8 protein-coding genes are annotated in these 14006 nt (G+C 63.6%); 4 read left to right on the top strand and 4 right to left on the bottom strand.

Features of this window, described 5'->3' with window-relative positions; genetic code table 11:
- Positions 1-48: 48 nt before the first annotated feature.
- Positions 49-1374, top strand: a complete 1326-nt coding sequence (locus OKA05_RS03805; protein ID WP_264485772.1) for an MFS transporter — start codon at positions 49-51, stop codon at positions 1372-1374.
- Here OKA05_RS03805 and OKA05_RS03800 read toward each other — a convergent pair.
- Complete coding sequence (locus OKA05_RS03800) at positions 1285-1797, bottom strand: hypothetical protein (RefSeq protein ID WP_264485771.1); 513 nt, start codon at positions 1795-1797, stop codon at positions 1285-1287. The genes OKA05_RS03805 and OKA05_RS03800 overlap by 90 nt on opposite strands.
- A gap of 45 nt (positions 1798-1842) precedes the next feature.
- Between OKA05_RS03800 and OKA05_RS03795 the strand changes: the two genes are divergently transcribed.
- Positions 1843-3102, top strand: a complete 1260-nt coding sequence (locus OKA05_RS03795) for a hypothetical protein (RefSeq protein WP_264485770.1) — start codon at positions 1843-1845, stop codon at positions 3100-3102.
- Between the two features lie 146 nt (positions 3103-3248).
- Here the strand turns inward: OKA05_RS03795 and OKA05_RS03790 are convergent, their stop codons facing one another.
- On the bottom strand, positions 3249-6767 hold the full coding sequence (locus tag OKA05_RS03790; RefSeq protein ID WP_264485769.1) for a bifunctional proline dehydrogenase/L-glutamate gamma-semialdehyde dehydrogenase: 3519 nt from the start codon (positions 6765-6767) through the stop codon (positions 3249-3251).
- Between the two features lie 708 nt (positions 6768-7475).
- Here OKA05_RS03790 and OKA05_RS03785 point away from each other — a divergent pair.
- Together OKA05_RS03785 and OKA05_RS03780 are read left to right on the top strand one after the other, a co-directional pair.
- The gene (locus tag OKA05_RS03785; RefSeq protein ID WP_264485768.1) at positions 7476-8126 is read left to right on the top strand and encodes a response regulator transcription factor; all 651 of its coding nucleotides are present in this window, start codon (positions 7476-7478) and stop codon (positions 8124-8126) included.
- Positions 8127-8128: 2 nt separating this feature from the next.
- Positions 8129-9619: a sensor histidine kinase gene (locus OKA05_RS03780; protein WP_264485767.1), complete on the top strand. Its 1491-nt coding sequence runs from the start codon at positions 8129-8131 to the stop codon at positions 9617-9619.
- Positions 9620-9634: 15 nt separating this feature from the next.
- Here OKA05_RS03780 and OKA05_RS03775 read toward each other — a convergent pair whose 3' ends face one another.
- Together OKA05_RS03775 and OKA05_RS03770 are read right to left on the bottom strand one after the other, a co-directional pair.
- Positions 9635-12775, bottom strand: coding sequence for an efflux RND transporter permease subunit (locus OKA05_RS03775; RefSeq protein ID WP_264485766.1), 3141 nt, complete (start codon positions 12773-12775; stop codon positions 9635-9637).
- Positions 12772-13902: an efflux RND transporter periplasmic adaptor subunit gene (locus tag OKA05_RS03770; RefSeq protein ID WP_264485765.1), complete on the bottom strand. Its 1131-nt coding sequence runs from the start codon at positions 13900-13902 to the stop codon at positions 12772-12774. The genes OKA05_RS03775 and OKA05_RS03770 overlap by 4 nt, the downstream gene beginning before the upstream one ends.
- Positions 13903-14006 lie beyond the last annotated feature (104 nt).

Raw genomic sequence — 14006 nt, 5'->3', positions numbered from 1 at the left:
CGTCCGGATTGCATTGCGGCCCGATCCGTCGAGGATGTCGCCGCTGTCATGAACGATCGACGTATCTATCCGCTCAAGGGCCTGCCTCAGCAACGCCAGATCTGGAGCTGGATCTCCTACGACGTGGCGAACCAGTCCTTCACGCTGATCGTGAATACGATGTTGTTCTCGGTCTTCTTCGGCGCGGTGATCGTGCAAGACGATACCAAGGATGACCGCCTCTGGTCGCTGGCCTTCGGCGGCAGCATGCTGCTGGCGGCCTTGTTGTCGCCACTCGCCGGTGCGGCGGCGGATGAGCGCGCGTGGAAAAAGGCCGGACTGGTCGTCACCGGCATCACCTGCAGCCTCTTCACCTGCAGCCTCGCCTTCATCCAGCCGGGGCAGATCTGGCTGACCATGCTGCTCTACATTCCGGCGAACTTCGCATTCGCCATCGGGGAGAATTTCCTCGCCAGCTTCTTGCCGACCTTGGCGCGGAAGGACGAGGTCGGGCGCTTGAGCGGCTTCTCGTGGGGGCTCGCCTACCTCGCCGCGCTGCTGCTGATCTTCATCACCGCGGGCAGCATGATCGTCTTTAAATTGAATGACCCGGAGAAGTGGCGGCCCTTCTTCCTGATGGCCGGGTTATGGTTCCTCCTCTTCACCATCCCGACGATCCTTTGGCTGAAAGAGCCCAAGGTGGAGCACACCGTCCATGGCGGGAAATCGTGGCTCACCGCTGGCTTCGTGCGACTCGGTGAAACCTTCAAGCACTTGCGCGGCTATCGTGACCTCGCCATGTTGCTCGCCGCCTCATTCTTCTTCGGCACCGGTATGAGCGTGGTGGTCTCATTTGCCAGCAAGCTAGCCGGCGAGTATGGATTCAAGAACGAGCAGATGGTGATCTTCATGGCCGTGATCACCGTCTCGGGGATCGTCGGGACCCTGGTGCCGATGTTGTTCCAGGACCGTCTCGGTCACCGGCTTACCTCGGCGCTCTTGCTCGGCGTGTGGGTGCTCGCCGCCACGGGCTTCGCTGGCTATGCCTATCTCTACGAGTCCCACGTGGCGAATGGAGGCAGCGGCTATCCGACCTGGCCACTGTGGTTGATCGGAAACTTGTTAGGCTTCGGTCTTGGCTCGCTGGGGTCGGCAAACCGGGCATTCGTCGGCTATCTGGCACCGCCGGAAAAGTCCGCGGAGTTTTTCGGGATCTGGGGGCTGATGATCAAACTCGCTGCGGTGATGACCTTTCCGTTCGCGTGGGTGAAGGACACCACCGGCAGTCCGCAGGCCTTGCTCCTGTTAGCCGGGTTCATCGCCGTCGGGCTGGTGCTCACCCTGTTCATCGACGAAAAGCGGGGTCACGCCGCCGCCCAGCGCGGGGTGGAATGAGCCGAAATCCGGCCGGACCGTCCGTTCAAATTGTCGCAAGGCGAGTTTGTCATTTCCCGCGGGGCCGCTAGTGTCCGCGGCGTGAGCGACCCTTCCGATGAGCTGGCCAAGCGCCTGCTGTCCGCATTCGAGCTGGGCCCGTCGTGGGCCCGGGGCGATGCACCGGCGAAAAAACAACCCGAGTTTCGTGATGATGAGCCCCCGCGCGAGCGGCGTGGCGACCGCGATCCGCGCGGCCGAAGTAACTTTGGTGGCGGCGATCGCCGTGACCAACGCGGCGGTGGCGGTGGTGGCGGCGGCGGTGGCGGTGGCGGTGGCGGTGGGGGAGCCGGGGGAGGAGGCGGCGGACGTCGCGATGATCGCGGTCCGCGCCGCGAGGGTGGCGACCGTCGGCATCAAGGGCATGGCCAGGGTCACGGTCATGGCCGCGATCAAGGGCCGCGCGAATTTCCCCAGCCGGCGGAAGGCGTGCGCGTCTCGATCACTCCGGCCGCAGAGGCCGTGCATCTGGTGGTGAAGGAAATCCACCACGTCGCCCGCGTTTACTCGCTTTTCGACGTCGCGCAGATCCTGCTCGCCGGACGCGAGCGGTATCACCTGCAGTTCGCCGTTTCGGACAAGGTCGGGCCCATCCTCAAGAGCAAGCTGGACTCATCGATGTGGCTGACCAAGGAAGAGGCGATCGCCCATTTCTGGCATTCGCCCGCCTCCAAGGATCTCTACGAGTCCGAGGAGATCGAAACCGATCCGCCGGCCGGCAATTTCCAAGTCGTCGCGCGTTGTGGCATGAGCGGTGAGTGGCTCGGACCACCGAACTTCCACGCTTATCAGACCACGCTGCGCCGCGTCCATCGCGAGCAGTTTTCGAACATGCCGTTCGAGGTGTATGCCTCGCGGGTCCGTACGGAGCGTGGTGAGGAAGCGGTCAATGCATGGCTGGAGACGATGAAGAAGCGTGTCCGCTGGCGGCTCAAGGGAGCCGGTGACGAGGCGTGGAGCTTCGATCGCGGTGAGATCGAGCGCGACTTCGCGACCAAGCGCTTCAGCGAGGTTTTCGAGGAGGTCCGCAGCGCCGAGATCTCCGGCAATATCCCGGCACGCGATCTCTCGCCCGGCCTGCTCGCTTGCGTCCGCATCGCGAGTTCGCATGCCCGCAAGCATCCCGCCATCCTGATCCCGACGATCTGCCGTTTGTTAGAGAACGAACACCTCTCGGTCTTCAAGCGCGAGGGCAAGCTCTTCACTGGTCCTGCCCGTCCGCATCCTCTGACCACCGATGCCATCCTCGCCGAACGCCCGTCGGCGATGGTCGAGTGGTTGGAAGCGAATCCGACCGCCAAGCTCGCCGACCTGTGGAAGGGTGTTTTGCCTGAAGGAACCACCGAGCCGGGCAAAGAGTGGCTCGCCGATCTCTTCTGGCTGCTCACCCAGGGTCACGTGCTGCTTTTCGCCGACGACAGCTTGGTGCTCCCACGGCGTCGCGCGCCGCAAGGCACCAAGCCAGCGACGGCCAAGGCTCCGGCGACCAAGGCGGCTAAGAAAAAGAAGAAGAAGCGGAAGCGGAAGCCGCGCGCTCCAAAGGTCGCCGTGCCGACGCACGCAAAGGTCATCCGCACGATCTCGCGCATGTCACCCGGCCGGCTCCGCGGACTTCGCGGGCCCGATCTGCTGTGGCGTCGTCGCCTCGTGAAGCGGGGAAAGATCGCTTCAGTGGTGGAAGAGGAATAACCGCCGCGCTCGCGCCTCTCTTCTCTAGAAAGCAAATGCTCACCCGGTCGCGGGTGAGCATTTTGTTTCAAGAAGTGCCTCGCCCCGGCGAGCTCGGATTCTCCCCCCAGATCACCCGGGTTCTGACCCGGGACGAAGCAACGGGACTATCGCAATTCTTCGGGCCGGGGCAACACCGATCCATGCCGGTGACGGGTTTCTGACACCGCCTGTTCCCGGAAAAATGCCGGAAGTTCGAGCTTTCCTGACCATACGGGCGCGTGGGTGACGATCCGGACACCTGACTCGATCGCTGCTGCGATAAGGCGTTGACTCGCCGACGACGTGCGCAGGAGTCCGTAGCGAGCGGTCGCGAGTCGCTTCGTGAGGGAGTCCTCGGTCTCATGCCGGATCGTAATTCCTTTCATCGGAAATTCGCGTCCCGGCGGCAACGACAGTTCGCTTTCGACCCCGGCAGCGCGTGCGGCGATGAGCATGCGGGCGATAGCGGTGGCGTCGGTCGTCTCGCTTGCACGGATCAGGCAGCGGGCAAACGGGCGGTAGCGGAAAACATTGGCCTCACAGTCGAGTGCGGAGGGATCGTGTTCGATTCCGAACTCGTTTTTCATCCACCACGCATCGCTGCCAGCGGCCGCTTCGAGTTCTTCCGAAGAAACGATCGGAGCGAGGGATTTCAGGAGTTCCATGACCTCCGGCTTGGGCGTTTCGCGGAGTTGCGGCAGGCCCTCATTTCGCCATGTGGAGAAGAGCGGCACGTAATTCGGTCCACCGGCCTTCGCGCCCGGACCGAAGCATGAACGCTTCCATCCGCCGAATGGCTGGCGCTGCACGATTGCACCGGTGATCGGACGATTGATGTAGGCGTTGCCGACTTCGGCGCGTTCGCGCCACGCATCGATCTCGACCGGATCCAGCGCGTGAATGCCGCCGGTGAGGCCGAACTCGGAGTCATTCTGGATGCGGATCGCGTGATCGAGATTGTTGGCGCGGACCAAGCCGAGCACCGGGCCAAAGCATTCGGTGGCGCGGAACCAGCTATCCGGCATGACACCCAGCTTGATGCCCGGCGACCACAGACAGGGATTTCCGTTCAACATTTGTGGCTCAAGCAGCCACTCCTCGCCGGGATCGAGCGTGGTGAGCGCGCGCTTCAAGGCGTCTCCCGGCTCGCGGATGACGGTGGTGACGATCGAGTCGTATTCCCAGGATGGACCGGTCTTCAGCGACGACGCGGCATCGCGCAGGCGGCGGCGGAATCCGGGGTCGTCGTAGAGTTCGGCCTCGACGATGGCGAGTGAGGCGGCCGAGCACTTCTGGCCGGCATGGCCGAAGGCACTCTTGACGAGGTCCTTCACCGCGAGGTCGGGATCGGCAGAGGCGGTGATCACCAACGCATTCTTGCCGGAGGTCTCCGCGAACAGGCGCAGCTCGGGCTTCCACGAAAGAAACATCCGCGCGGTCTCATAGGCACCGGTCAGGACCACCGCGCCGATGCGTGGGTCGGTGACCAGCGAGCGGCCGATCTCGTTGTCGGGGCAGGGGAGGAATTGCAGCACCTCATGCGGCACGCCGGCTTCCCACAGGCAGTTCACCATCTCCCATGCCGTTAGGACGGTCTCCGGGGCGGGCTTGAGGATGACGGTATTGCCAGCCGCCAGCGCGGCGAGGATGCCGCCGCAGGGAATCGCGTAAGGGAAGTTCCAAGGCGGCGTCACCAGCACGGTGCCAAGAGGTTCGCATGCGACGCCATCGAAGGCTCCCACGCGGGAAAAACTACGGGCATAGTAGTCGGCGAAGTCGATCGCCTCGCTCAGCTCGGCGTCCGCTTCCATCACGGCCTTGCCAGCGTCGAGCACCATGGTGGCGATGGCATCGCCGCGGCGCGCGGCAATCACGGCCGCGACCTTGGCGATGATTTCGGAGCGGACTTGCCAGCCGATATTCTTCCACGACTCGCGGGCAGAGACGGCCACCTGCAGGGCTCGCTCAATATCTTCAGGGCCGCCGAGCGCGTGGCGGTAGGCCACGTAGCCGGGGCGGGAAGGATCGCAGCCGTCCTCGGTCGCGGAGCCTTCGCTGGTTTGCCCGCCGATCTGAAGCGGGACGAATGGCGGCTCCGCCTTCCTCATCGCTTCCACTTTCTCGCGGGCCCAGCGGACGTTGTGAGGGAGCGACCAGTCGGTGTCGGCTTCGTTGTGGAAAGGATGATCCAGTGGCAGCGGCGGGCGGCTCTCGGTGGTGCGATCTTGGACGCGCTGCGGACCATGGATTGCCGTGCCGATCATCGCACAGGCATTAAGGAAGCGTTCCTTTTGGCGCCCCCATGCGGCATCGCCCGGCTTCATGCCAAAGAGGTCGTGGAGGAAATTCTCCGGCGAGGTGTTCTCGTCCAAGCGACGGACGAGATAGGCGATCGCGCTGTGGAAGTCCTCGCGCTTCACCACTGGCGCGTAGAGCAGCAAGCCCTTTGCCGCGTCGCGGACCGTGCGGGCCTGATGGTTGGCCATGCCTTCCAGCATCTCGAACTCGACGCAGTCCTCGACGCCTTCACGGGCACGCAACAGCAAGCCGTAGGCGATGTCGAAGAGGTTGTGGCTGGCCACGCCGAGTCGCACGGCACGGGCGACTTCCTTGCGGCAGCCTTCGTGAAGCATGCGCTTGAAATTGGCATCCACTTCCACCTTCGAGCCGTAGGGCGCGAGGGGCCAGTCGTGGGTCTCGGCGTCGACCTTCTCCATAGCCAGGTTTGCGCCTTTCACGATGCGGATCTTGATGCTCGCGCCGCCGGCATCGACGCGCTTGAGCGCCCAGACGTTGAGTTCTTTCTGAACCGGCCAAGCGTCGGGCAGGTAGGCTTGGAGCACGATTCCGGCTTCGAGCTTCTGGAACTCCGGCTCGTCGAGGACTTCTTGGAAGGCGGCGCAGGTCAGGCGCAGGTCGCGGTATTCTTCCATGTCGAGGTTCACGAACTTCGCGGGCGAAGCCTTCATCGCCGCGCGGTAGAGTTCGCGCAGCCGCTTCTTGATCTCGACCAGCGTTTCATCGACCGCCACCAGGTGGATCTGGCTGTAGATCGCGGAAATTTTCACCGAGATGTAGTCGGTGTCAGGATCGGCGAGACGGGTGAGATTCGCTTCGAGGCGATGGTTCGCTTCTTCCTCGCCGAGCACGGCTTCGCCGAGCTGGTTGAGGTTCATCCGCATCCCGGCATCACGGCGGCGGCGGAGGTGCTTGCGCAGCTTTTCCTCCTCGGCCGGCAGAATAACCGACGAGCTTTCCTGACGCATCTTCTCCGCCACCAGTGGCATCACGATCTCGGGTGCGGCGGCGGAGGCGATTTCGCCGGCGCGCATTGCGACCCGGGCCGGCAGCGGAAGGTAGTGCGGCACTCCGTAGTCCTCGATCAGGTCGCGGAAACGCTTTGCCTCGCGTGCTGCCGTGGGCGGGCGGAAGACTTGGTCGGCCATCGCGAAGGTGAAGGCCTTGCCCGGTGCATCGTCCATCATGGCCGCCATCTGGCGGGCCTGCAGCTTCTCGCCGAAGCGTTGGCCGCGGGTGGCTTCACGCAGGAGCTCGGCGGCCAGCTCGATCGCCTCCCCGGGGAGTTCGGCGTCGGTAGGGTGGAATTGGCGGCACCGGTCAATGCGATCGCATACACGAGTCATACCCGTCACTTTAGCACCGGTGTCTTGACTGAATAGGACATCAAGCTCGGGACCGGTGGACAATCTGGCCCCTTCGTGGCGGGGTCAGGAGGGGAACTCTATAGAAGCTCTTCCCGGACCTTGAGGCGACATGAATGGTGAGATCTGCCTCCGGCCGTGGGGACCTGCTTGTGGCGGCCGAATGCGCCTGGGCGGCCAGCAGATTCCTCCTCGAGAGCCATGGGAGATCTTGAGGGGAAGGTATCCAGAGGGAGGAAATAGAGGTCCGTCCGCTCCTCCGCCGGAGCACACGGTGCCACGGCCGGACGGACCTCCGCATTTGCCTGGAAATCTAACAAGATGTGCGCCGGACGGGAGGCCCGCCTACTCCTCCGCCGGGACGAGCCCGGCCAGGCGGGCCTCCGGAATTCCCGGACGTGTTTCCGATGGAGTCGGTCGGCGGCGATTCCGGGCGGACCGGGAACGAGTCGCCCACCGATGAACCTTTGACGACCACTCCCATGCTCGCGAGAAAGCCGGAACGGCTGGCGAATGCGGGATGAATGGGTCGCTTCATGGTTTTCGTATCGACGTGCCCACCGTAGCCGACGGTCGATTAAGAGTGCATTAAGCCGCGAAAAATCGCCGGAAATTTCGCCCTCTCCCTTTCATGGTGGCTTAATCTTGGACCTGCTAGCCTGCCTTTGGCACAGGGTATGCCGACTCTTCATGCGACTGTTGATCATCGAGGACGAACCGCGACTGCTGCGCGCGCTGGCCAAGGCGCTACGCGAGGAAGGCTATGCCGTGGACACGGCCGAAGAAGGCGAGGACGGACTCTTCAAGGCGACCGCCTTCAATTACGATGCCGTGGTGCTGGACGTGATGCTGCCGGGCATGGACGGCTGGGAGATTCTGCGCCGCCTACGCGCGACGAAGGCAACGCCGGTGCTGATGCTCACCGCCCGTGACGCCACCACTGACCGGGTGAAAGGTCTTGATGGCGGAGCGGATGACTATCTGGTGAAGCCCTTCGAGCTGGACGAACTCTTCGCCCGCATCCGCGCCATCATCCGCCGCCACGCCGGTCGTCCGCATTCCACGGTGACCGTCGGTGATGTGGAGATCGACACCCGTGGCCGGAAGGTCGAGTTCGGTGGGAAGGCCGTCTTTCTAACAGCCCGCGAGTACGCCATCCTCGAATACCTCGCGCTGCATCGCGGCGAGGTGATCAGCCGCACGGAACTCTACGAGCATCTCTTCGACGAGAACGAGGACACGCTTTCGAATCTGTTGGATGTCCATGTCCACGGTATCCGCCGGAAGCTGCGGGCGGACCTGATCGTCACCCGTCGTGGCGAGGGCTATCTCATCGACTGATCATGTTCACGGATTCCATTCGCTGGCGTTTGCAGATCTGGCAGGGCATCCTGCTGGTCGGGCTGCTTGCTGCCTTCGGCGCGACCGCGTGGCAGCTTGAGAAGACGCAGCGGGTGACACGACTGGACGATGAGTTGGCGAGGCGGGCGGTGGCGTTGGGCGTGAGCATTCGTCCGCCGGATCCACCATTCCTGAGCAACCGCGTGTCGTCGTCGGAATCAGGTGGTTCAAAACGGCTTCCGCCCCGGGATGAGGGCGAGGACTTCGGTGATTATGAAATGGGCTTCGGTCTGGGACCGCCGCCCATGCTTCGCGATCGCTCGGTTCCCGCGACGGTGAAAGCGATGTTCCCGGGTCAAGCGGGAGAGGGCTACTACTACGTCGTGTGGACCGGTCCGCAGGCGCGTGTCCAGAGTTCGGAGAATGCCCCTGCCACGGTGCCGCTGCCGCAGCGCGAGGCGCGGGATACCCAGACGCGTTTCCGAGACCGCGACGGATTGCGGGAGGCCTATCATTTCACGGAGATGGGCGAGTGCGTGCTGGCCGGACGTCCGGTGGGGAAAGACTTGGCCGGGATGAAGCCCTATGCCGCGCGGTTATCGGCAATCGGAGTTGGCGTGCTGGTCGTGGGGCTCGGAGGTGGCTGGTGGCTGACCACGCGGTCGATCCGCCCGATCGAACAGATCGCCGGTGCGGCGAAGCGAATCTCGGAGGGAAAGCTCTCCGAGCGCATCGCGGTCGATCATCCAGGCAGCGAGCTCGGACAGCTGGCGGAAGTGCTGAACTCAACCTTCGAGCGGCTGGAGGACACCTTTGCCCAACAGAAGCGTTTCACCGCGGATGCTTCTCATGAGCTGCGGACGCCGCTTTCGGTGCTGATTGCCGAGACCCAGACGGTGTTGTCGCGAGAGCGTCCGGCGGAGGAATATCGTGAGGTGCTTGCCGGCAACCTCGACACCGCACGGCAAATGAAGCGGCTGGCGGAGGCGTTGTTAGAGCTGGCTCGTCTCGATGCCGGGGAGATTCGCAAGCCCGGCCCGCCGTTGGAAATCGGAGCGCTGGCAGATGATGTGGTGCGCCGGCTCCATTCACTGGCAAAGGCGCGGAACGTCTCGATCACGCGGGAAGGTGGAGTCGCCATCACCAGCGGCAGTCCCGAACGCCTCGTGCTGGTGATTTCCAATCTGGTGGAGAATGCGATCCATCATGGGCGTGAGGGAGGGTCAGTCGCGGTAACGATTCGGCAGGAGGAGAGTGGGGTCGTGCTTGAAGTGAAGGACGATGGTCCGGGCATTCCCGTGGAGGATCTGCCGCACGTTTTCGAGCGGTTCTACCGCGCCGACAAGTCACGGACCGGTTCCCAGGGCCGCTATGGCCTCGGGCTCGCGATCTGTCGTGGTCTGGTCGAGGCGGAAGGCGGCACCATTTCCGTGCAAAGCCAAGCGGGGCAGGGGGCCTGCTTCACTGTGAGACTGTCGGCCCCGTCTTCCTGAAATGAAACGGGTGGCTCAGGCAGGTTGTGATCCTGCGTCGCCGAGTCCGTCTTCCTGACGAGGTTTGCGAAGCTTCCGCGCGCGCAGGAGGAGTCCGTCGAACATCAGGTAAACCACCGGCGTGGTGAAGAGCGTGAGCAACTGGCTGAGGGCAAGGCCGCCAACGATCGCGTAGCCAAGCGGTTGGCGTAGCTCCGAACCGTCGCCATGGCCAAGCGCAAGCGGGATACCGCCGATCATCGCCGCGAGGGTGGTCATCAGGATGGGCCGGAAGCGCTTGATGCAGGCCTCGAAGATGGCCTTCTCTGGTTCCATCCCACGGTCTCGCTCGGCCTCGATGGCGAAGTCGATCATCATGATCGCATTTTTTTTCACGATGCCGATGAGGAGGAGGATGCCGATGACGGCGATTACGCCGACATCGTGGCCGAAGGCCCACAGCGTGAGGAGCGCGCCGAGCCCGGCCGAGGGCAGGGTGGAGAGAATGGTGAGGGGATGGATATAGCTCTCATAGAGCATGCCGAGGATGATGTAGATCGCCACGATGGCAGCGGCGATAAGCAGCGGCTGGGAGCGCAGGGAATCCTGGAAGGCCTGCGCCGTTCCCTGGAAGCTGCCGCTGACAGAGGCGGGCATGCCCATTTCCGCGGTGGCCTTTTCCACGACGGCCACGGCGTCCCCGAGAGCTACGTCCGGAGCGAGGTTGAAAGAGATGGTCACCGATGGATACTTGCCGAGGTGATTCACCGTGAGGGGTTTGCTGGCTCCGGTGGTGGATGTGATCAGTGAGGAAAGCGGCACCTGACCACCGGTGAGCGGGGATTTCAGGAAGATCTTGTCGAAGGTGGACGAATCCTTCTGAAGCTCCGGATCGACCTCGATGATGACCTTGTACTGGCTCACCTGCGTGTAGAACTGGGTGACCTGTCGTTCGCCGAAGGCATTGTAGAGGGCGGAGTTGATATCCTGCGCCGGGATGCCGAAGCGGCTCGCCGCCTGGCGATCGATCTCCACGGTGAGGGCGGGGGCGGACGACTCCTGGTCGGAGGTCACGTCACGCAATTCCGGGAGCTGCTTCATGCGGTCCATGATCTTCGGAGCCCACTCATTGAGCTCGTCCATGTCGGAATCCCGCAGGGTATACTGGAACTGGGTTTTGGAAGAGAAGCCGCCGAGGTTGAGATCCTGCTGGGGCTGGAAGAAGACCGTCATCCCGGGGATGGTGGCAGTGGCTTGGCGCAGCCGGTTCATCACCACGCCGACGGGATCGCGCTGGTCCCGCTCCTTGAGCGTGATGAAAAAGCGGGCGCTATTCATCGAGCCGCCGCCGCGTCCCCCGGAGCCGATCCGGTTCTGGAGACCCTGCACGGCGGGATCGCTCTTGATGATTTCTCCCACCTGCTGGACGCGCTCGAACATGGCCTCATAGGATATGTCGGCCGAGGCCTCAGCCGTGGCATTCATCAGGCCGGTGTCCTGCATGGGGAAGAAGCCCTTCGGCATCTTCATGAAGACGAAGCCGGTCAGTGCCACCGTGACCACCAGCGAGAACAGCGTGGTTTTCCGATGGCGGAGCACGACGTGCAACATCCACTCGTAGGTCTTCTCCAGACCGCCGAAGAATTTTTCCAAGCCGCGGTCGAGCAGGGCGCGCGGCCCCTTGCCAGTGGGCGGCTCGAAATGCTTAAGGAACCGCGAGCACAGCATCGGCACGAAGGTGAGCGAGACGAAGCAGGACACCAATACGGCCGCAGTGACCGTCACCGCGAACTCGCGGAAGAGCCGCCCGACGATGCCACCCATCAATAGCACGGGGATGAAGACGGCGATGAGCGAGAAGGTGATCGAGAGGATCGTGAAGCCGACTTCTTTGGCTCCCTTCAAGGCAGCGTCCATCGGCTTCATACCCTCCTCGATGTGACGGTAGATGTTCTCTAACATCACGATCGCGTCATCGATCACGAAGCCGACCGAGATGGTGAGCGCCATCAGCGAGAGGTTGTTCAGGCTGAAGCCGAGGAGCTTCATGATCGCGAAGGTGGCGATGATGGAAACGGGTACCACGGCACTGGCGATTAGGGTCGCCCGGGTATTTCGCAGGAAGGCGAAGACCACGATGGTGACAAGGACCACCGTGAGCACCAGGTGAAGCTCCACCTCCTCCACCGAGGCGCGGATCGTCCGGCTGCGGTCGCTCAGCAGATCGATGCTCATCGCCGGGGGGATCGACGCGCGCAGGGAAGGCAGGAGCTTGTTCACGCTCTCGATGGTGTCGATCACGTTGGCCGTGGCTTCCTTGCGAATGATGATGCCGACGCCCGGCTTGTTGTTCACCAGGGCGGAAGAACGGATGGATTCCGGGCCATCGACCGCCCGGCCGACATCGCGGACGCGGATCGGTGCGCCCTTGCGATAGGCGAGGATGAGGTCGTTGTAGGGTTCCGCTTTCAGGAGCTGGTCGTTCGCATAGATCGAGAAGCTCTGGCGCGGGCCATTGATGGTGCCCTTCGGTGAGTTGATGGTGGCGGACGCAATCACGCCCCGCACGTCATCCAGGGTGAGGCCCACGGCGGCGAGCTTGGCCGGGTCCACCTGCACGCGTACGGCGGGCTTCTGCTCTCCCATCACATCCACCTGGGCCACACCGCCGAGCTGGGAGATTTGCTGTGCCACGACGTTCGCCGCGTAGTCGCTCACCTCGGTGAGTGGCAGCACCTCGGAGGTGAGGCTGAGGATCAGGATGGGCGAGTCCGCGGGATTGACCTTCCGGAAATTCGGCGGGCTGGGCAGGTTGGCGGGAAGCTGGCCCGCCGCGGCGCTGATGGCCGCTTGCACCTCTTGGGCGGCGGCGTCGATGTTCTTGGCCAGGTCGAACTGGATCGTAATCTGGACACTGCCCAAGCCGCTGGCGGAAGTCATCTGGGTGACGCCGGGGATCAAGGCGAGTTGGTTCTCCAACGGCGTGGCCACCGAGGACGCCATTGTTTCCGGACTGGCCCCGGGCAGGTTCGCAGAGACCTGGATGGTGGGGAATTCCACCTGCGGCAGCGGCGCGACGGGCAGCAGCGGGAAGCAGATGAGACCCACCAGCAGGATGCCGATGGTGAGGAGCGTGGTCGCGATCGGGCGCCGGATGAAGGGGGCGGAAATGTTCATGATCCCGAGGGGGTAATGCTAATCTGCGAACCGGGCTTCAGCTTGTTCTGGCCCTCACGCACCACCCGGTCGCCGGCTTGCAGCCCGCTCTCGATCACGGTGAGCCCCCCCAGCGTGATCCCGGGTTTCGTCTGGCGCGCCTCCACCGTGTCATCATCCTTCACCAGGTAGACGAAGGGTCCGTCCAGTCCCGGTAGGACGGCTTCGGCAGGCACCACCAGAATGTCCTCCCTCGTCTCCACCAGCACCCGGGCGTTAACGTATTGGCCGGGCCAGAGGGTGAAGTCCTTGTTAGGAAAGGAGGCCTTCAGCTTCAGGGTGCCGGTGGTGTTGTCGATCTGGTTGTCCACCAGCTTCAGCACGCCTTCATCCAGCAGGGTGCCGTCTTCATCGCGGGCTTGCACGGCGAGTTCCGCGGCACCCGGTTTCATGTGGGCGCGGAGGTCAGCCAGATAGCGCTGGGGGAGGGTGAAAATGACTGAGATAGGCTGCAGTTCGGTCAGCACGACCAGACCCTCCGCCTGGCTGGCGGTCACCACGTTTCCGGCATCCACCATGCGCACGCCGGTGCGGCCGGAAATGGGTGCGCGCACGGTAGTGAAATCGAGGTCGAGCTGGGCGGCATCGATCGCTGCTTGGCCGGCTTTCACCTGGGCTTCCAGTTGGCTCGCGGCGGCCTCCGCCTGATCGAGCGCCTGTTGGCTCACGGCATTCTCCTTCACGAGGGTCTGGACCCGGCCGAGGGTAGTGCGGGCATTGGCCAGTTGTGCCTCATCCTGCGCCTTTCGCGCCTCTTCCTGGGCAAGCACGGACTGGTAGGGACGGGGATCGATCCGGGCAAGCACGTCGCCCTCCTTGACCATCGCGCCCTCGGTGAAGGTGATGCTTTCCAAGGCACCGCCGACCCGCGGCCGGACGGTCACGGTATTGGCCGCCTGGACATTGCCGATGCCTTCCAGCCAGATGGGAATTTCCTCCTTGCGGGCTTCCGCGACCGTCACGGGTATTGCCCGCGGCGCGGCGGTGGCGGGAGCGCGCTCGCCCGTTGAGGCGCTCGCCCTTTGCCACGCGAAATAGGCGGCGGAAAGGACCAGCAGGAAAATCAGGAAGCAGACGGCTCTCTTCATCGGCGGGGCACTCTTACCACGGGAAGAGCCCGATGGTATCTCAAGCGCCGGTATTTATTGTCGCGAATTGTCGCAACCGCCCGGACTCCGGCACAAAATGCGAC

The organism is Luteolibacter arcticus (assembly GCF_025950235.1).
In the GTDB taxonomy this organism is placed as follows: Bacteria; Verrucomicrobiota; Verrucomicrobiia; order Verrucomicrobiales; family Akkermansiaceae; genus Haloferula; species Haloferula arctica.
This window is presented reverse-complemented; position numbering and strand designations above follow the sequence as displayed.